14 protein-coding genes are annotated in these 20,456 nt (G+C 56.9%); 8 read left to right on the forward strand and 6 right to left on the reverse strand.

Features of this window, described 5'->3' with window-relative positions; translation table 11 throughout:
- Positions 1–73: 73 nt before the first annotated feature.
- Both AC2TDA_RS17675 and AC2TDA_RS17680 read left to right on the forward strand, forming a co-directional pair.
- Positions 74–1,969 carry a DUF3604 domain-containing protein gene (locus tag AC2TDA_RS17675; protein WP_480880042.1) on the forward strand — a complete coding sequence of 632 codons (1,896 nt, stop codon included), beginning with the start codon at positions 74–76 and terminating at the stop codon, positions 1,967–1,969.
- A gap of 129 nt (positions 1,970–2,098) precedes the next feature.
- Complete coding sequence (locus AC2TDA_RS17680) at positions 2,099–2,881, forward strand: hypothetical protein (RefSeq protein WP_480880043.1); 783 nt, start codon at positions 2,099–2,101, stop codon at positions 2,879–2,881.
- Positions 2,882–3,147: 266 nt separating this feature from the next.
- On the opposite strand, the gene AC2TDA_RS17685 is transcribed toward AC2TDA_RS17680, so the two are convergent.
- Together AC2TDA_RS17685 and AC2TDA_RS17690 are read right to left on the reverse strand one after the other, a co-directional pair.
- The gene (locus AC2TDA_RS17685) at positions 3,148–6,390 is read right to left on the reverse strand and encodes an autotransporter outer membrane beta-barrel domain-containing protein (RefSeq protein WP_480880044.1); all 3,243 of its coding nucleotides are present in this window, start codon (positions 6,388–6,390) and stop codon (positions 3,148–3,150) included.
- Positions 6,391–6,490: 100 nt separating this feature from the next.
- Positions 6,491–7,621 carry a TIGR03032 family protein gene (locus AC2TDA_RS17690; protein ID WP_480880115.1) on the reverse strand — a complete coding sequence of 377 codons (1,131 nt, stop codon included), beginning with the start codon at positions 7,619–7,621 and terminating at the stop codon, positions 6,491–6,493.
- 396 nt (positions 7,622–8,017) lie between these two features.
- Between AC2TDA_RS17690 and AC2TDA_RS17695 the strand changes: the two genes are divergently transcribed.
- The 6 genes from AC2TDA_RS17695 (at position 8,018) to AC2TDA_RS17720 (ending at position 14,923) form a co-directional block, all read left to right on the forward strand.
- The gene (locus tag AC2TDA_RS17695; protein WP_480880046.1) at positions 8,018–8,971 is read left to right on the forward strand and encodes a winged helix-turn-helix domain-containing protein; all 954 of its coding nucleotides are present in this window, start codon (positions 8,018–8,020) and stop codon (positions 8,969–8,971) included.
- A gap of 598 nt (positions 8,972–9,569) precedes the next feature.
- On the forward strand, positions 9,570–10,064 hold the full coding sequence (gene glmS, locus AC2TDA_RS17700) for a methylaspartate mutase subunit S (protein WP_480880048.1): 495 nt from the start codon (positions 9,570–9,572) through the stop codon (positions 10,062–10,064).
- A 95-nt stretch (positions 10,065–10,159) separates the two neighbouring features.
- Entirely contained in the window at positions 10,160–11,629 is a 1,470-nt protein-coding gene (locus tag AC2TDA_RS17705; RefSeq protein ID WP_480880050.1) for a methylaspartate mutase subunit E, read from the forward strand.
- Between the two features lie 15 nt (positions 11,630–11,644).
- The gene (locus AC2TDA_RS17710) at positions 11,645–12,892 is read left to right on the forward strand and encodes a methylaspartate ammonia-lyase (RefSeq protein WP_480880051.1); all 1,248 of its coding nucleotides are present in this window, start codon (positions 11,645–11,647) and stop codon (positions 12,890–12,892) included.
- A 1-nt stretch (position 12,893) separates the two neighbouring features.
- On the forward strand, positions 12,894–14,060 hold the full coding sequence (locus AC2TDA_RS17715; protein WP_480880052.1) for a CaiB/BaiF CoA transferase family protein: 1,167 nt from the start codon (positions 12,894–12,896) through the stop codon (positions 14,058–14,060).
- Complete coding sequence (locus tag AC2TDA_RS17720) at positions 14,057–14,923, forward strand: HpcH/HpaI aldolase/citrate lyase family protein (protein ID WP_480850317.1); 867 nt, start codon at positions 14,057–14,059, stop codon at positions 14,921–14,923. Before AC2TDA_RS17715 ends, AC2TDA_RS17720 begins: the two co-directional genes overlap by 4 nt.
- On the opposite strand, the gene AC2TDA_RS17725 is transcribed toward AC2TDA_RS17720, so the two are convergent.
- The 4 genes from AC2TDA_RS17725 to AC2TDA_RS17740 all read right to left on the reverse strand — a co-directional run bounded on the left by AC2TDA_RS17725 (position 14,892) and on the right by AC2TDA_RS17740 (position 20,455).
- Positions 14,892–15,830, reverse strand: coding sequence for a LysR family transcriptional regulator (locus tag AC2TDA_RS17725; protein ID WP_480880053.1), 939 nt, complete (start codon positions 15,828–15,830; stop codon positions 14,892–14,894). The genes AC2TDA_RS17720 and AC2TDA_RS17725 overlap by 32 nt on opposite strands.
- Entirely contained in the window at positions 15,827–17,476 is a 1,650-nt protein-coding gene (locus AC2TDA_RS17730; protein ID WP_480850313.1) for a FumA C-terminus/TtdB family hydratase beta subunit, read from the reverse strand. Before AC2TDA_RS17730 ends, AC2TDA_RS17725 begins: the two co-directional genes overlap by 4 nt.
- Positions 17,477–17,903: 427 nt before the next feature.
- A complete protein-coding gene (locus tag AC2TDA_RS17735) occupies positions 17,904–18,896 on the reverse strand; it encodes a tagatose 1,6-diphosphate aldolase (protein WP_480880055.1) in 993 nt (330 codons plus the stop codon).
- Between the two features lie 53 nt (positions 18,897–18,949).
- On the reverse strand, positions 18,950–20,455 hold the full coding sequence (locus tag AC2TDA_RS17740; protein ID WP_480880057.1) for an aldehyde dehydrogenase (NADP(+)): 1,506 nt from the start codon (positions 20,453–20,455) through the stop codon (positions 18,950–18,952).
- Position 20,456 lies beyond the last annotated feature (1 nt).

Raw genomic sequence — 20,456 nt, forward strand, 5'->3', positions numbered from 1 at the left:
TTGTACAAATCCTGCGGCCATGCGACGGAATTTCGGCCACCGCAAGCAGGGCAGGTACCTCGGGAGAAAACAAATGGGTCGGTTTCAGAACGCAGTAACAGTGTTTTTTGCGATATCGATGACTGCCACTGCCATGGCGCAGGATACTCCGCCGCCATCGGGTGCAGCAATTGAGTATTCGCCGTATCCTGGGCAGGATTTTCCTAACAACGTTTATTTCGGCGATACACATCTGCACACAACCTACTCTGCCGATGCCGGGCTAGTCGGGGCGACGCTGGGACCAGATGACGCCTATCGGTTCGCACGTGGGGAAGTTGTCGTTTCAAGCTCCGGCGTTCCGGCGCGACTGGAGCGCCCGTTGGACTTTCTGGTGGTTACGGACCACGCAGAAAATCTGGGCCTGCCGCCAGCGATTGCCGAAGGTAATGAGGACCTGCTGGCCAATGACTGGGGCAGAAAAATCTATGACTTATCGAAAATTGGCACGTTCGAGAGCCAGTTGGAAGCGTATGAAGAGTGGCAGAAGGCGTTGAATGCGCTCGACGATCCGCTGCGCGAGGAGACAGCCCTTGCTAAAACCATGTGGGGACGGATCACAGAATCTGCCGAGCGTTTCTATACACCGGGCCTGTTCACCGCGCTGATCGGCTTTGAATGGACGTTGCAGGCCGACGGCAACAATTTGCACCGAAACATCATTTTCCGGGATGGCAAGAGCGAGGCCGATCAGATCGTGCCCATTTCGCAATACGACACGCAGGACCCCGAGGAACTGTGGGCCTGGATGGGCGATTACGAGGCGATGACAGGCGGTAAGGTGCTGGCGATTCCGCATAACGGCAACCTGTCCAACGGGCTGATGTTCGACGATGTGACGCTGAGCACGAAAACCCCTATCGATCAGGGCTTTGCCGAACGCCGCATGCGTTGGGAGCCGCTGTATGAAGTCACACAGATGAAAGGTGACGGTGAAACACATCCCCTGCTGTCCCCCGAGGACGAGTTTGCGGACTTCGAAACATGGGACAAAGGCAGTTTCGGGGCGCAACCCAAGACGCCGGACATGTTGCCGCGGGAATATGCCCGCGAAGCATTGAAGCGTGGTCTGAGCTACGAGGCAGAACTGGGGGCGAACCCGTTCAAGTTCGGCATGATCGGTTCTTCCGACGCCCATACCGGCCTGGCCACGGTCGAAGAGGACAATTACTTTGGCAAGGTCTCGATGCTGGAACCCACCGCAGACCCCATCCGTTTTGACGAGGTCGTAGCGGGCCGTCCGGGGCCAGAGGAAACCAAGCAATATGCGCGCCAGATTTCTGCCTCGGGCCTAGCGGCCGTCTGGGCGCGCGAGAACACCCGGGAAGCCATCTGGGACGCTATGGCCCGCAAGGAAGTTTTTGCCACAACCGGCACCCGCATCCGGGTCCGCGTCTTTGGTGGCTACGATTTCACCGCAGCAGATCTGGACCGCGCCGATTTCGCCAGACATGGTTACGAGACCGGCGTGCCCATGGGCGGCGATCTCAAGGCATCCGACACGGCCCCAACCTTTCTGATCCGGGCGCTGCGCGACCCTGATGGTGCCAATCTGGACCGGGTACAGATCGTCAAGGGCTGGGCTGACGCGGCAGGCGAAACGCATGAGCGGATCTACGACGTTGCTGTCTCGGGCGAGCGCGAGATTGACGCCAATGGGCGGGCTACTACACCAGTAGGCAACACGGTCAATATAGAAGAGGCGACCTATTCCAACAGTATCGGTGCCGGGTTTCTTGACGGGTTCTGGACTGACCCCGATTTTGAACCCGCACAGCGGGCATTCTACTATGTCCGGGTCATCGAAATCCCGACCCCGCGCTGGACAACCTATGATGCCAGGTTCTTTGGCACCGACCTGCCGGAAGGTCTTCCTGCCAGTATCCAGGAACGGGCCTACACCTCGCCGATCTGGTACACACCTGGATAAGGCTTTTCGCGACAAAGCCCGCGGGCTCTAATTTCCCACGCGAAAGTGGGAGTTTCGGGTATTGAGTTGGAAGCGGATCGGGATTAACCCTCCCGGATTGCGTTTGAAAGAAGAAGAAAAGGCCAGATCATGGCAAGACAAGAAACCCGGGGTTTTGCATTGTTACTGAAGGCGGCGGTTCTGGCGGTGGGCTGCACCTCTGCGGTGTTGGCCGAACAATCGCTGGAAAGCGAGGCGAGCGATCCCACGGCGTCTCTGATGGCATTTCTGGTGCAGGATTTCTATTCCCCGAGTCTGCACAACAGTTCCGGGTCGCAGAACGTAACGCAATTCCGTGCCGCCATTCCCTATCAGCTTGGCGGAACCAACAACATCGCCCGACTGACCGTACCTTATGTGACCCAAAATGCTGCCGGGGATTCAGGTCTCAGCGATTCCACATTGTTCAACCTGACCACCTTCGACCGTGACTGGGGCCGCTACGGTGTCGGGCTTGTTGCCCTGCTGCCAACGGGTGCTGATGGGTTAAGTGCCGAGAAATGGGGGCTGGGACCTGCGGTTGGTTTTGTTGCCCAACCCGATTGGGGCCTGGTCGGCGCATTCAACCAGAACATTTTTACCATCGCTGGCGATGACTCGCGACCGGACGTGAATATCTCTACCCTTCAACCGATCCTGGATGTTTCGCTGGGAAACAGCTGGTCGGTGGGCGCGTCCGACATGACCTTTACTTATGATTGGGACCGCGGCGAATTCGTCACTTTGCCAGTTGGCGTGAAGCTGTCGAAACTGACCAGTATCGGTGGTCGACCGGTGCAATGGCAGTTGAGCTATGAGCGTAATTTCTATGACACCGGAACAGGCCCCAAAGACACGATCGGTCTGATCGCAAAGTTGCTGGTTCCGAAATAACCGCACTTCCTTTTTGCGACTTCTCAGCAGACTACTGCATTCTCCGCGTTTGTACCTATTTTGCGTATACGGTCAGAATCACTTCGGTCTCGCAACAACCCTGCAATTGGACGTCTCGCCAAATTTCTCGTTTAGTTGTTATAGGTTCAGTCGTCGCTGTTGCCCTCTAACGGCATAGGTTTGCCGCTATGGCTCAACCTCTTTACATGTCTCCTACGCGATTAGCCCACCTTAATGAGACGGTGGGCTGACGGGTTTTGCCGGGCTCAGAAGCGGATTTCGAATCCAATTTGGCCAGCGAAGCCATAGTCGTCAGAACTGCTGCCGAGCCCGGTTTCGCCTGACACTTCACCGTACATCGTGGTGTTCGCTGTGATCGCCATATGGCCACCAACGGTCAATGCGGCTGTGTTCTTGTCTCGCTTGGTCAGGATGGTGTCCTGGCCAAATGTCACGCCGGTTCGATTGTCGAACGCATGATAGTAATCAACCTGTCCAAAGACGATGCCAGTGGATACGAACGCATGTTCTACCCGCAAACCAAGACGTGCGGTCAGCGTGTCACCGTCGGCCAATGAGCCGGTCAGGCCCCCACCCGCAACGCCGACGACATCGTCTGTATCAAGGCTACTGTACATCAGTTGCGCCTGCGGGATCAGGCTCAACCCGTTTTCCAGCGCGAACGGCTTGCCAACCTCGACGGACAGGCCATACCCGTTGCCGTCAGTGTCGACTTCTGCACCACCATTGGGACGGGTTGTACCGTTGAAGTAGGCATAACGCAGCTGCCCGTCGAGATAGAGTAGGCTGTCGGCCAGCCACAACGTGCTTAGCGTCACGTCATAGGCATCAGTATCGACCTTGGCTTCCGCCAGCGAGGTACGCACCGTCGTAGACAGGTTTGATGCGCCAAATTCCAGACCGCCAACCAGCTGCCCGCCTGCGATCTCGGCCATGGGCAGACTGGCTCCGACCCGCAGGCCGCCGCTGGTTGTATCGACGTCCCGGTCATCGACGGCGTAGCTGTCACGCCCACCTTCGACTTCCATCCAGATCACCGGCTGTTTCGTGGTGGTGAGGTCGTAGAGCGCCCGGCTGACGGTGTTAACCTGTGTTGAACCCCCACGCGAGCTTCCGGTCACTCGTTGCAGCGTTCCGCCCAGAGACAACCGGTCGCTGAACTGCTGGACGCTGGCGGCCAAAAAAGAACCGCCCGGGTTGTCGTTCAGCCCACCGGAATTGTCGAAGGGTGACAGGACAAATTCGCCCGTGGCCGCATCATATTCCAGAAGGTAGGTAACATCGCCGTCACTGATTGCCTGCTGACCCTCAGTGGTGACGAAATCGGCGTTTACAAGCTGGAAGTCACTTTCGGTGCTTGCGCCGGAGACAGTGGCCAGTGTGAACTCCTGCAAGACCCCATTGCCACTGCCGGATTTCTCCACCTCCAGGCCCTGGCTTGCACCCGCACTGTCGCCAGTCACAAAGATCTCGTCATTTGTCCCGGCCGTCAGATCAACGTCAAGCTCGATAGTTCCGCTGCCCGACAGGTTGCCGCCAATGGTCAGCCGGTCACCGCTTTGCCCATCGGCCAGAGAAAGCAGGCCGTGGTTGAGGACATTGCCGTTGATATCAACGGCACCCAGGCCGTTAAATCCGGCGAGGAAGCTGCCGGTTGTACTGATTTGCAATTGACCGCCAAAGGAGAAGTCCGTGTTTTCGGCCGTAACACTGGCGTCATTGCGGATGCTCAGCACGTCGAAACCCGCTGCCGCGCTGTTAAGGGTCAGGTCGCTGCCATTGTCAGCAACTAGGGTTTCCCAGTTGGTAAAGAGGGTGTTGTCGAACGTACCGGTGAAACCTGAGAGGGTCAGTTCGTCCTCGGCGCCGTCACCACCATCGAACAGCGTTGCGGCGCTGATATCGGCTCCACCGTTGACCGTAAGCGCATCCTTGCCATCATCCAGGCGCACTGCGCCTGCTACAGCTGAACCCGCCGTCAGTGTCACCTGACTATCGCCCTCATTGTTGCTGATGGCTTCGCCGGATCTGGCGGAAACTGACGCGCCGCTCTGTAATTCAATCACGGTCAGCTGACCAGCATTCGTCTGAGTGGAAATTGCGGACCCAGAGCCACCGACAAGATTGCCTGACGCAGTAACTGTCAGCGTTCCGTTGCCGTAGTTTTGCGCGAATATCGCAGCGCTGTCACCCGTGACGGTGCCGGTTGTTGTGATCGAAAGGTCAGTGCCGTAGTTACTGGCGCGAATGCCTTCCGAGCTTCCGCCCGAGACATCCGCGGCTGAAATCGTCAGCGCACCGCTGCCATTGTTGCGCGCATCTATTCCGTTCTGGCCACCATTCACCGTGCCGGTCGCGGCGATCGACAGGTCGACGCCAGAGTTGGCGGCATAAATCCCATCGCTTGAGTTTCCGGTGGCGCCAGCCGTATTGATCGTCAGTGTGCCGCTGCCTCGATTGCGTGCCCAGATTCCGTTTGCGGCACCACTGACTACACCGGACGTGGTGACAGTCAGTTCAGTGCCCCTATTGTCGGCCCGAATCCCGGTGCTGCGTTTTCCGGTGGCGTTGGCAGCGTCGATCGTCAGCGCTCCGCCGCCATAATTTCTGGCGTTTATCGCGGTGCTACCCGTGACGGTACCAGTTGTTGTGATCGAAAGGTCGGTACCGTAGTTCCTGGCGTTAATGCCTCCGAAGCTTCCGCCCGAGACATCTGCCGCTGAAATCGATAGCGCGCCAGAGCCGTAGTTTGTTCCGACAATACCACTAAGACCGCTGACCGCACCCGTCGTAGTAACGGATAAATCAGTGGCTGCGCCGGAGTTGTTCGCCGCATAAATGCCATTTCGACTTCCGGTGGCGTCCACCGCCGCGATCGTCAGAGCGCCGCTGCCACCGTTAAGCGCAACAAGGCCTGTAAATCCACCCGTTACGGCGCCGGAGGTGGTGACCGAGAGGTCGGTGCCACCATTGTTGTATGCCCATATCCCGTAGTAACCCGCTCCGGTGACGTCTGCCGCGTCGATTGTCAGCGCTCCACCGCCGTAGTTGTTTGCGACGAGGCCGGAAGTGGCACCGGTAATCGCGCCCGAGGACGTAAAGGATAAACCGCCAGTACCGGGGTTGCTTTCTACATCAATCCCCGTGCCGTATTGTGATGTGATCGTCGATCCATAAATATCCGTGAAAGTGACGTCTTCACCGCTCAGAGACACGCCATCGCCAGTGGATACATCCAGACCAAACCCGGCGCTTGTGAGGACAGAGACCGGCCCGGTGGCAGGGTGGATACTAACCGTGGTGTCCACTCCCGCAGCAGCCGGCCCGGAGCACAGATACGAGCCATCGGGCTGCAGGGCGCAACTGCCCGCCTGTGCCGCACTACCGCTGAAGGATACGGCCACGCTGAGGGCTGAAGCCGAAACGCCGAACATCAGGCAACTGATTGATGGCGCAAAACTGGCAGCGTGCCCCTTAAGTTTTGTCATCCGCCCGCCGCGCAACAGAACCCTTTGGTTCCACGGTTGGATCGATCCGCTACTCGTCTTTTTCACAAATCCCGTCCCTTATTTTGGATGTGATCCGGTCTCACGCCGGTTTTGCTACAGTGATCAATTCTGCCGCCTCAGGAGTACTGGGGGTGATGGCCAGCGGGCAGAGATGGCCGGGCAGCAATTCGAGGTCGTAAAGCTCGGCCACCGCACCGTCGATCCGCAGCCAGTCGACGCAGGTACCGGTCTCGAGATCGATGATCTGAATGCCGCACCAAGGCACGCTGTCGGCATCGGTTAACCGCTCGTCCAGCGCCAAACCCTCGAACCGTTTGTAGCGCGGTTTGGATAAGCCGACGAAGGCAAACCGGCCGTGCACCGCCAACCCGCGCGCAAAGCCCGGGCAGAAGACACGCGGCACAAAGCGGCCCTTGCCGTTAGGGCCGAACTCCACCGCACCCAGCTCTCCAGTGCCCGAATTCAACAGCCACAGCCGTCCATTGTGCAAGCGGGGGGAATGGGGCATCGACAGACCTTCGCAGACGATATCGCCGGTCTCCACATCGATGACGATCCCGCCATCGGCGCGACGGTCGCGCCAGCCGTCGATCGTGTCTGAACGGCTAACGGCAGTGACATATCGGGGCCGGCCGTCCTGCATCGCCAACCCGTTCAGGTGGCAGCGGTCTTCATCCACCAGTGCCGAGATAAACGGAGGCCGCCAGACTTCGCGGAAGCTGTGACGCTGGTCAGGCGTGGCCAGGCAGTTGTAGCGGGTGTTTACAAAGATCGACCGCCCATCTGCGTCGATGCCCAGATCGTGCAGATCAAGCCGCCCGGTGAACTCGCTTTGCCGAGGCATGAAGGCGGCATCGAACAAGGCGTTCATCCGTTCATGCGGCTCCAGTACATTCTGCAAATGAAGAATCTGATCATCGGCGGCCAGCGACAAACCGTGTGCCCCGTGCCGGTGTAGCCCCATAGGGCGCGGAAAGGCCATCTGATGGATGTTGATTCCGCTGTCCGGCTTGACACCGATCAGATAGAGGAGCCCGGATTGATACGAAGAAAAGGCCAGAGACAACCCCAGTCCGTTTAGCCGCGCTGCAAGACCTGTGGAAACGGAATATTCGACCTTACTTTCCGTCGCTTCCGGTATCGTACTTGTGGCTGTGCCCGTATTGATCTCTTCGGCCTGATCACTCGAAGATCCGCCCATCTGTGGCATGTTCACAACTGTTTCCACTTCACGCTAATGTAGTTTTTTGCCAATGTTCCGGGAAGCTTGAGCATCTCTCACTTATTGGCTTTGCGATTTCTTTGGCGCAAATCGCCGGTAATTGCGGTGGTATTGAAGCCCTCGCTCTGCTTTTTGTGGCACCACACAATATGGCCGTACATTGCTTCCCTGGGGCCAATTCAACCTGGCTCCAGGGAACCATTTCTCTTTACTCGTTAAGCGTGAAACTCGTTAATCGTGAAGTAACTCTGGCTTTGTACGCAGTCAGCGGCCATCAATCTGCAACATCAATTCCTATTTTTTTAACTTGAAGTTGAGTTGCGCTGTGGAATCACACGAAAATTACACCTAAACAGAAAAGAAAACGGTGTGAGGTTCTGCAGTATGAACTTTGAATCCTCTTCGATCAGCTATGGGCACTGGAGTTTCGACGTTAAGCGAAGATTGCTATATGTCGACGGCGATGTCGTGCGGTTGCAACGAGGTGTCCTGAAGCTGTTTCAATTCCTGGTTCGCCGAGAGGGCGAAGTGGTGGCAAAAGATGAGCTTATTGAAGCTGTTTGGGACGGCCGAGAGGTCTCTGACGCCGCGATTTACAATCGGGTCAGCGCGTTGCGAAAAGCACTAGCGGATGACAAAAGCCCGGAGCATTGCATTCAATGGGAGTATGGCCGGGGACTGCGCTTTGTTCGTCCCAAATTCTCTCGCCATGAAGACACTTTTTCTGCACCTGAGATTGCACCGTCATTGACGCACAAAAATCGTGCGACCTCCGCTGGAAATGTAGACAGCCAAGAACATGTCGGACGCTTTGCCGGCACCAGTCCGCTCCAGGAATGGCAGCACGTTCTCGGGATTTACAACACATTCTATCGTACACCGTCATGGCCCAATGTGATCAAAGTCGGTGTAACGGTCTTGAAAGAGGTTGATGGTCAGGTTGCCGTTTGGACGTCGGAACGCGGCGAAGACCGCAAAGTCGGCACGAGGCAACGCGCACGCTATCAGGGCTCGGCTGTATTCATACATGGGCGTGTGTATGTGACGGAACAAAAATCTGTCCCTCCGTATTCTGTGTGCCTGTCAACTCTGGATGCGCCTCATGCGTACAGACCAGATATCATGACAGGCCTAATGCACGGCAGTTCATGGCGGTTGGGTGGTGCACCATACGCCACAAGAGTGGTGTGGCGTCGTGTACCCACTAAAATGGGACTTCGGGCCGCACTTGAAATGTCTGGCCCGCAATTGGAAGACAATGGTCTTATCGAGCCTGCCATCCTCAATAGTATTGGGCCTGACTGTTTGACCTTTCATGAGCCGACCAGTGCCCTTTGAAGAAGCTTGCCAATAAGTGAGAGCTTAGCAAGACCAACCTCGGCGTCACCGTAATATGAGGGCGGAGCGATCAGTTCGTTAATCCGCCCGACGCGTGTCATGACTTTCCGGCCCAAGGGTTGCCATGAAGCCGAAGAAGCTGATGGGTCGGCTTCGGCTGCCTTCGCAACAAACTGCCTGCCGAAGTGCGCGTCTCAATCCCGTATGAAACGCAGATCCCGCGTGGCGCAAGAAGGCCCTCAACGTTTCTAAAGCTGAGGGCAAATCAATGGTACATCCAGACAGCATTGCCGATCACGGCACGAGAAAACGAAAGCCTTTGATGCGAGGCAGGCCTGTTAAACTCGGCATGGCACTTCGCTTCGCCATCGTTGCGAGGCCAACAACCTGACGAAACCATCTACACCTTCGCAACCTTTCTCGCCAATGAAGCAACACGGCTCCACCGGATGGATGGTCGTGTTGCGATGAGGTGGGCTTAATTCAAAACGGTAAATAAAAATTAGCAAACAATATTTTTAGATAAAAAAATTTGAGCAACATGCGGAATCGTCTAACAACGCAGAAACAACCAACTCATCTCGGAAGGCAAAACGCGGTGCTGAACGAAATCAAAGAATTCAAAGTCGTCCTCGGGGTGATTGGCGTCGACTGCCATGCCGTCGGAAACAAGATCATCGCCAGTGTCCTGAACGCGCAGGGAATCGAAGTAGATAACCTTGGTGTGATGGTCAGTCAGGATGAATTTATCACGGCCGCCATCGAAGGTGGTGCGGACGCCATTCTGGTATCCTCGATTTATGGACATGGAGAGATTGATTGTCAGGGTTTCCGGGCGCGGTGCGAGCAGCAAGGTATCGGAGACATCATCCTGTACGTTGGCGGCAACCTCGTCATTGGCAAACGCGATTTTGCTACTGTGGAAGCGCAGTTTTGGGAAATGGGTTTTGATCGCGTCTTTAAGCCCAGCGACGATCTCGATCGAGTTTCCCAAATTCTGAAAGAAGATATTCGGGCGAAACGCCCGGCGGCCTATGGTCATAATTCGGCTGCCTTGTGGAGCCAAGTCGCAGCCTACGACAAATCAACCTGACACCACCATAATTCACGCAACGTTCCTTCGGCGCCTTTGGCGCCGACCCAAAAGGGATGTCCTTACGAACGCTCAAGAATCGGTCTGATAAACCAATGCTCAATGCGACAGATATACTGAACACGCGCCTTGACCAGGCCACCTTCGAAGCTGAACGCGCAAAGGTTCTGTGCACATGGCCCACGGGACGCGATGCAAGTTTCAAAGACGGCGTCGCGCTTCAACAGTCGCTTTCGGAAGACAAGCGATTTTCCACCGTTTTGGCAAATGCCGAGGCTGCGGGAGAAACTCTTCTGCAGCCTCGCGCGGGCGTGGCCCTGCTGCGCGAGCATACCGCGCTTTTGAACGGTCTTTCACCATATTGCGACGTGCTGCCGACAACCGTGGACGCCTATACGCGCCACAATCGTTACGACGAGGCCCAAAAGGGGATCGACAAGTCCCGCGCCGCGGGTACATCGCTGCTGAACGGGTTTCCGGCTGTTAACCATGGCGTAGACGGCTGCCGCCGCCTTGTCGAGGGCCAGTGCAAGCCCGTACAGGTTCGCCATGGGACGCCCGACGCCCGCCTGATGGCGGAAATCACGCTTGCGGCCGGATTCACCAGCTTCGAAGGTGGAGGGATTTCCTACAATATCCCCTACGCCAAGAAGATCTCTCTGGCCCAATCCATCCGCCATTGGCAATATTGCGACCGGCTTGTTGGTCTTTATGAAGAAGTAGGCGTTCGCATCAATCGCGAACCGTTCGGACCGCTGACCGGGACGCTGGTGCCGCCCTTCGTGTCGCATGTCGTCGCCATCATCGAGGGCCTGCTGGCATTGGAGCAAGGTGTGAAATGCATCACCCTCGGCTATGGTCAGGGTGGCAACATGGCCCAGGATATCGCTGCTCTTCGCAGCCTGCGCAACCTGGCGCATCACTATTTTATGGCCGCGGGCCATGAAGACTATGCCCTGACAACGGTTTTTCATCAATGGATGGGAGGGTTCCCCGAGGACGAAGCCAAGGCAACAGCCGTGATCTGCTTGGGCGCCATGGCAGCGAAATACGCCCGTGCGACCAAGATCATTGTGAAGACGCCGCACGAAGCCAGCGGCATCCCAACGCTCGAGGCCAACAAGGCCGGATTGCTGGCAACCCGCCAGATGGTCAACATGGTTTCCGACCAGAACCGCATGGAAACACCCGAGATCGCGCAGGAAGTCGAAATGATCGAAGCCGAGGTCCATGCCGTCATGCACAAGGTGCTGGGACTGGGGCAGGGGGACATCGCACAAGGCGCAGTGTTGGCCTTCGAAAGCGGCGTGATGGACGTGCCCTTCGCGCCGGCGAGAGCCAATGCCGGTCGCATGACACCGGTGCGCGACAATTTCGGCGCTATTCGGGTTTTTGATCGAGGGGATGTGCCGTTGCCCGACGATGTCATCGCCTTCCACAACGACAAGATTGCGGAACGGGCCAAAGCGGAGGGGCGGGACGCTTCTTTCAAGATGGTGGTCGACGATGTCAATGCCATCTCTGCTAGCAAGCTCATCGGGCGGCCGAAAGCCGAAATCTCCTAGGATTTAAGACCAAAAATGAAGATAATAAACGCAAATTTCGCACCGGGTTTCGCGGCCTTCTACTTTGACGATCAATCCGCCATCAAGGCTGGGGCGAAGCAGGATGGCTTCACCTATATCGGACCGGCTGCGACTTCCGGCTTCGAAAGCATCCGCCAGCGCGGCGAAAGCATTTCTGTACTGTTAGAGCTTGAGAACGGCCAAATCGCTGAAGGCGACTGCTCGGCCGTTCAGTATTCAGGCGCGGCGGGGCGCGACCCGCTTTTCACCGCCGAGCGTTTCATTCCCTATTTGCAAGAACATATTGCGCCATTGCTTTTGGGTCGCGATATCGACGACTTCCGCGGAAACGCCGCGTTTTTCGACGTTCTCGAGATTGATGGTGAACCATTGCACACGGCAATCCGCTATGGTCTCAGTCAGGCGCTGCTAGACGCTGCTGCGAAAGCCAGCGGGCAACTTAAGGTCGAAATCATTTGCCGCGAGTACGATCTGCCGATCATCGCGCAGCCGCTGGCGCTGTTTGGTCAAAGCGGGGATGACCGCTATGGCGCGGTGGACAAGATGGTGCTGAAGCGGGTCGATGCGCTGCCGCACGGGTTGATCAACAATGTGCAGACCAAGCTTGGCAAAAATGGTGGCAAGTTGGTGGAATACGTTACCTGGCTGACCCGCCGCATTCAAAGCTTGCGAAAGGATGCCGATTATCAGCCGCAACTGCACATTGATGTCTACGGTACGATCGGGCTGATATTTGACAATAATGCGGAGTGCATCGCCGAATATCTAGTGGGTCTTGAAAAGCGCGCCTCTCCGTTCCAGCTCTATATCGAAGGTCCGGCGGATGCAGGATCCAAGAAAGGGCAGATCAAGTTGCTGGGCGAAATCAAATCCGCTTTGGATGCGCGCAAAAGCACCGTGCGTATCGTTGCGGATGAATGGTGTAACACATATCAAGACGTGATCGATTTCGTTGATGCGGACTGCTGCCACATGGTACAGATCAAGACGCCTGATCTGGGCAGTTTACATAACACAATCGAAGCGGTGCTCTATTGCAAACAAATGGGAGTGGAAGCCTATCAGGGCGGCACTTGCAACGAGACAGACATCTCAGCTCGCGCGTGTGTCAACGTCGCCCAGGCTACGCGGCCCCAACGCGTTCTCGTCAAACCCGGCATGGGATTTGACGAAGGCATGACCATCGTTGCCAACGAGATGCATCGCAACCTCACTATTCTGACAGCTCGAAGGGCTACCTGACATGGCAGAACCGATTATTAATACCTATGAAGGCCTGGTGGTTGTGTCTGTCGAACAGGCCGTTGCAGCTCCTCTGGCCTCCTGTCACTTTGCTCAGGGTGGGGCGCGGGTGATCAAGATCGAACGTGATACCGGAGATTTCGCACGCAAATACGATGGTGCGGTGAAAGGCTCGGCTTCCTATTTTGTTTGGGCCAATCACGGCAAGGAAAGCTTGTGCCTGGATATTAAATCACCGGAAGACGCTGCGCTGCTGCACCGAATTCTCGATACGGCCGACGTGTTTATCCAGAACCTTGCCCCCGGCGCTATTAGCCGGGCCGGTTTTGGTTCGGACGTGCTGCGCGCCCGCAACCCTCGCTTGATCACTTGCGATATTAGCGGCTATGGCGAAGCCGGTACCTATCAGGACATGAAGGCTTATGACTTCCTCGTGCAATGCGAAAGCGGGCTGGTGGCCGTTAATGGTGCTCCCGGAGCACCAGGCCGGATCGGCGTTTCGGTCTGCGACATCGGCGCAAGCATGAACGCGATCATCGGCATTCAAAAAGCACTGATCGCGCGTGAGAAAACCGGGCAGGGCAGCGCGGTCAAGGTATCGCTTTTCGATACTGCCGCTGACTGGATGACTGTGCCGCTGATGCATACTGTCTACACCGGCAAGGCCCCTAAGCCTGTTGGGCTGCACCACCCCTCGATTGCGCCATACGGCGGCTTCTCCACTGCGGATAGAGAAACCTTGGCGATCTCGATCCAGAATGAGCGCGAATGGAAACGGCTCTGCGCCAAAGTGCTCGTCCAACCCAAACTGGCAACCGACACCCGGTTCTGCGACGCGGCCAAGCGTGTAGAGAACCGCGCAGCCTTAGATGCCATTGTTGCCGGATTTTTCCTGACGAAGACGCGTGCAGAGCTGGAGCCGATGCTGCGTGAAGCGGCCATAGCCTATGGCGCTGTGAATTCTGTCGAGGACTTCGCTGAACACCCTCAATTGCGCTATACGCCCGTAACCCTGGAAAATGGAGACACCGCCCACCTGGTCGCCGCGCCGGTGCAGCATAGCTTCGACCCAGAAAAACCACGTTTCGGACGAGTGCCGGCGCTCGGCGAGCACTCGGAGGATATCCGGCGCGAATTTGGCGTAGACATTTTGGCCGCAGGCGAATGATCCGCTCCTTTCTATTCACGCCGGCGCATCAGGAACGGTTCATCGCCCGCGCCCACGAGCGGGGCGCGCATGCCATCGTGCTCGATCTGGAAGACAGCGTGCCTCTGAACCAGAAAGACATCGCCCGTGGTTTGCTGCCTGCAAGCGTTGCCCGGATGGCGGAGCAGGACGCGCAAGTGGCGGTGCGCGTGAACCGGGATCTGGCGGTTTGCGCGTCCGATCTAAAGGCGGCCACTCTTCCGGGCGTCGGCGCAGTGATGCTGCCCAAAGTGGCGGGCCCGGATCATGTTGAGCTGGTGGATGAATATCTCAGTGCATGTGAGCGCGCCGCTGGCCTCCCGGATCGGCAGATCAAGTTAATCGCCTTGATCGAAACACCTGCAGCACTGCGAAAGGCCACAGAAATTGCTACAGCGTCCCCCCGCCTTTCAGCATTGGCCTTAGGCACGGAAGATTTCTCGACCGAATGCGGCTTTGCTCCGACCTCCGAAAATCTCATTGGTCCCAGCCAGCAATTGATACTGGCAGCCCGCGTCGCCGGGGTTCAGGTTATCGGTTTACCCGGTTCCATTGCAGAGGTCAGTGACTCTTCCAAGTTTGCGGCCACTGTGCAGCGAGCAAAGGCAATAGGGTATGACGCTGTACTGTGCATTCATCCCAATCAAGTCCAAGTGGTCAACCAGGTCTTTGCCGTTACCCCGCAGGAACGCGAACAGGCCGTTCGTATCGTCACCGCCTTCGAACAGGCAATTGCAAATAACTGCGCCGCGGTTCAGCTGGACGGCAAGATGATCGATCCGCCTATCGTGGCGCGAGCACAGGCACTACTGGCTACAGATACTCCCCAAAAAAATCCTGCATGAAGTTGGGGCCGTCATCCTTGACGAACTGACGAAACTTCAGCGCTGCTGGCGACAATTTCTTGCCGTTCAGATGTAAAACGAACCAGTCACGAAGCTCTGGCATGCCTGTTACGTCCAACACGGTCAGCTTGCCGGCGCCTCGCTCCAAAGCAATTGTATGGGCTGAAATGAACGCCAATCCCATACCAGCCATAACGGCCTGTTTTATGTTGGCATTGCTGTCCATCTCTTGTGCGCGAGGTGGTGCCAACTGGGCTTCTTCAAAAAAGTGGTCATGTACCATGCGCGTCCCCGATCCGGGCTCACGCACGATAAACCTGTGTGCCGCCAAATCCGCTCGTCGAATCTTCTTGAAACGATTCAGCGGGTGCTCCGGATGAGCGACCAGTACGTATGGGTGTTTGGCGAATTTGAAGGCCTCTACTTCGAAGCGACGGGGCATGCGTCCCATCAGCGCCAGATCAATCTGCTGGTGTTCAAGCTGCGCAATCACGCCCTGCCGGTTGGCGATTGAAATTTCTACCTTCATGTCGGGATTTTGTTTTTTGAACGCCTGAACCAGATGGGGGCCGAAATTGCGTGCTGTCGAAACCATTGCGATCCGCACCAGATTGTTCAACTCGCCCTGAAGTGCCTGGACGACTTCCTTTGCCTCACGAACGGTTTCTGTCACCCGCTCGGCATACGGCATGAGCGTGGTCGCGGCAGAAGTCGGCTGTATCGAACGCCCGTCCTTTTCAAACAAAGGCGCGCCCAGTTCTTCGCTCAGGCGTGTCATCTGCATAGAGACCGCAGGCGGGGTCAGCCCCAATTGCTCCGCTGCTCGGATGAAATTGCGGTTCTCTACCGCGGACAGGAATATCTCCAATTGCCGCAAGGTGATCTTTGATACGCCGTCTTCGCTCATCCTGGACGCTTCGTTTCAAGATTGGGTTTGCGGGTGAAGAAATCGCCCCCCTTGTTGTCGATGATGATGAATGCAGGGAAATCTTTCACTGTGATCTTAAAAACGGCTTCCATCCCGAAATCCGCAAAATCCAGCGTTTCAATGCTCTTTATCACCTCTTTGCCCAAGACCGCCGCCGCGCCGCCGACAGAACCTAAAAAGAAACCGCCATGAGTTTTGCAGCTGTTCACCACCTGCGGAGAGCGGTTGCCTTTTGCTATCATTACGCGCGATGCGCCTTGCGCCTGTAATTCGGGCACATACGGATCCATGCGCGCTGCCGTCGTTGGCCCGAAGGAGCCCGATGCATGGCCTTCCGGTGTTTTCGCCGGCCCTGCGTAATAGACCGGGTGGTCATGGATGTAGCTTGGCAGCGGTTTACCTTCCCTGATCATGCGGCCCAATTCCGCATGTACCAGATCGCGTGCCACGATCATGGTGCCCGTAAGCAAAACCGGTGTGGAGACGTCTAGATCGGACAATGCAGCGCAGATGTCGTCCATGGGTTGATCGAGATTGATCCGCCGCGCCGCGCGGGCTTCGAATTTCCGTTCGGGTAAATAGGCCGCCGGGTTGCGCTCAAGTTCTTCCAGCCAGACACCATCGCGGTCGATGCGGCCTTTGATCTGCCTGTCGGCCGAACAGCTTACACCCAGACCAACCGGCAAGCTGCCGCCGTGACGAGGCAGACGTATTACCCGAACGTCGTGGCAGAAATACTTGCCGCCGAACTGCGCGCCCAGCCCCATCTGCCGGGTCAGCTCTAAAACCTCCGCCTCTAACGCAACATCACGAAACGCGCGACCGGTCTCGTCGCCCGATGTCGGCAGATCGTCCAACTCTTTGGCCGAAGCCAATTTGACGGTCTTCAGCGTCTGCTCTGCTGACAATCCGCCGATCACGATCGCAAGGTGATAAGGGGGGCAAGCCGTCGTGCCCAGCGTGCGGATCTTTTCGTCGAAAAAAGCCAAGAGGCGCTCCGGTTCCAGCAATCGCCGGGTTTCCTGAAACAGAAATGTCTTGTTGGCCGAGCCGCCTCCTTTGGCCATGAACAGGAATTCCAATGCATCGCCGTCAGTCGCCTCTATATCGATTTGTGCCGGCAGGTTGGAGCCGGTGTTCATCTCATCGTACATAGTCAGCGGCGCCATCTGCGAAAATCGTAGATTGCGGGTTTGCCAAGTGTCCCGAACTCCCTGGCACAAAGCATCGTGAAGATCGCCTTCGATCAGCACATTTTGCCCTTTTTTTCCGGTTATTATGGCGGTGCCGGTGTCCTGGCAGCTTGGAAATTCCTGATCGGCCGAAATAACCGCGTTCTTTAATAGCTCAAGCGCCACGAACTGATCGTTTTCAGTTGCGTTCGCGTCTTCCAGGATGTCCTTGAGCTGGCCCAGATGCGCGGGCCGCAACAGATGGGAGACGTCGTCAAATGCCGCGCTGGTAAGCTGGCTGACCGCGTCATGAGACACTTTCAGAAACGTCTCGTTCTCAAACGAAACCACTCGCAAGCCTTTGGTTCCGATTTTTCGAAAACGAGTATTTGAAACTCCACGTTGAAACAGTTTGGGGAAGCTAGCAGCTGGTTCGCCGATGGAGTCATGCATTAGGTTAAATTTCCTTACTAGTTTCACAAAAGCAGTAAGAAGTTTTTATCTCATGTCAATTGCTTTCGGCGAAGAATGGACTCATCGGTAGAGAGGATTTCTCTTGGGAAGGAAACCAAAGGCGTTTTGACAACTTCCACAACATCCGTATTGCGGCCTGTTTGTCCCGCTTCGGTAGGAGTGTTTCATCCGTCACGATGCCATACAGATTAACTGCGCGCAGGCTCAAATTGAAGCGAAAGCACATCCAAATTGCGTGAGCAACGATCTGAGCAGGAAGGCGGTGGCGTTTGTCGCTGATTGAAGACGACTTCGTCGACGTCACCTACGCCCAAATCGGGTCATCGGTAAAAGAACGACAGTTGATGTGAAGACACTGGCGGAAAAAGAGCAGAGTCGCGGTTTTGGATACAATCGGGCATTCCGTTCAAAAGTCCGGATAGGACTGACAGAAGGCCGCGCCCGTGTATTGGGCTTGCATCTCTGGAATTCCGTATTCCGGGGCGGCCTGCGCCTCAGTGAGCACATTCAGTGGCTCGACATATTCGCGGATATTGTTGGCCAAAACCGACGCCGCCTTGTTCCAATCGGGATATTGCTCCAACGCGTCGAGCCAATAGGCGCGCCCGGCCAAGTAGCCCGAGCACCCCGCAGCATAAGCGTAGCTCATAATTCGTCGAAATTGCTCCATATCCGCACCCATCGACATCATGATCCACGGGCGACCGGCAAGCTCACCTAACCTTTTGTAACAGTTCAGTACCATGTCCGAACCGTCAGTGCCGAATTTGGGAACTTCGATTGCCGGTACCGGGCTTTCGACAAGAAAGGCGTCAACGTGAAATTCAGGACGGGCAAAGGTCGCGACAGAGCCCAGCACCGTTTCACTCAGCGTGTCCGACAGTGTTCTGCCTGGATAGGCAAGCAATTCCAGAATGAACGGAATGTCATAGTGCTTGCACTGCTCGCCAACCTGGCGGACCAGATTCTGCTGATGGGCGTTGACCTCGGGCGCGCCGTCCGGACGATACCAGATCAGGAGTTTCACAGCGTTTCCGCCAACGCGCTTGGCTTTGCCCACCGTCCAGTCCTTGACAAGTGTTGTCTCTGTAGCCCCCGGACTGGTCTTTGGGGAATATGGGTCCTCCAGTGAGATGAACAGACCTGTGTCCGGTTCCATAGCGTCGAGGCAACCAGCAATCGCATAGCCCGGATCGAGAAGCATCGCCGTCATGGAATCCTGAAACCCTTCCAAAATCAGACGTTTGAACCGGATCATTTCCATGTCCAGATTCGCATCTGCCGCCAGGTTTGGACGCAATGCATCCCGGATCGGTGGTACCTGATCCAGAGATGTCATCCGAAAGACACCCTTTTCGTCCGTCATCCTCCGAAGCGAAAAAGCTTTTCCCATCGACATTTTGCGAATTCTCCTTCGTGGCGGTGTGGTTGTGCCAGCAAATCGCGCGGGCTTCAGGCGATTGCCTTTTCAAGGAGGGCTTCGGGCACGTTCTGATAGCAGACTGGCCTGGTGAACCGACGGATAGCCAAAGTGCCCACGGATGTTGCCCCAAAATTGGTTGATGCGGGGTAGGGACCGCCGTGAACCATGCTGTCACACACTTCGACACCGGTTGGGAACCCGTTGACGAGCACCCGCCCAGCCTTTCGTTCGAGCACTGGCAGCAGCTGGCCCGCCTGTTTCATGTCCTGCTCGTCCATTTGCAAGGTGCAGGTCAGTTGCCCGTCCAGCCCAGCTGCGATCTGCGTCATTTGCTCCATGTCACGCACCCGAACGACGATGCCCAGAGGACCGAATACCTCGTGATGCAAGTCGGGATCATTCAGCCAGGTTTCGCCCGAAACCGACAGCAGAACCGGCGCAGCGGCGCGGGTTTCACCCGTAGAACCCTTCACTTTGGTCACGCCAGCGCGACCCGTCACCTTGGCAGCACCATCGCGATAGGCCTGGGCAATACCGTCGGTCAGCATCGTCTGGTCGGGCACCTGCGCCAGCGCCACCTCAGCCGCGGCCAGGAAAGCGTCCGCTGCAGAACCATCCTCAACCAGAACGACGCCGGGGTTTGTGCAGAACTGGCCAGCGCCCATGGTCAGCGCGGCGGACCAGCCGGTTGCGATGTCGCCCGCGCGGGCTTCGGCGGCGGCGGGCAGCACAAAGACCGGATTGATCGAGCCCAATTCACCAAAGAACGGAATCGGCTCGGGCCGGGCTGCGCAGAGGTCGAACAGGGCGCGCCCGGCGCGCAGACTGCCGGTGAACCCGACCGCGCGGATCAGCGGGTGCTGGACCAGCCGGGCGCCGACCTCGATCGAGCCGCCTTGCACCAGCGAGAACACTCCGGGATGTTCACCGCAGCTTTGAACTGCGGCAGCGATGGCTTGGGCAACGATTTCCCCGGTGCCTGGATGTGCCTCATGCCCTTTTACCACCACCGGACAACCCGCTGCCAACGCCGCTGCCGTGTCACCGCCGGCGGTCGAGAATGCGAGTGGGAAGTTCGACGCGCCAAATACGGCCACAGGGCCAATGGGGCGTTGTATCATACGCAGATCCGGACGGGGGAGAGGGGTCCGGTCTGGCAAGGCGGGGTCATGCCGAAGGTCGAGGTAAGCGCCTTGTTCGATATGATCCGCAAACAGCCGAAGCTGCCCGGTGGTGCGGCCACGTTCGCCAACTAACCTAGTTTCGGGCAAACCGGTCTCTTGCGTGGCCATCTGTGTTAGTTCATCGCCGCGCGCCTCAATTTCATCGGCAATAGCGCGCAAAAGCGCCGCGCGGCGCTGCCGGCTGGCCCAACCAAAGCTGAGGAATGCAGCTTCGGCGGCTTCGACGGCCTGATCAACAAGCACAGGTGTACCTTTTGCAAAGGACCGCGCTGGCCCGTCGACGGGGGCCGAGTTGAATTTTTCGGTGCTGTCGATCCAGTCACCGGCGATGTAGTGTTTTCCAGAGGTCATG

The sequence above is a fragment of the Ruegeria sp. HKCCD6426 genome (assembly GCF_057221115.1).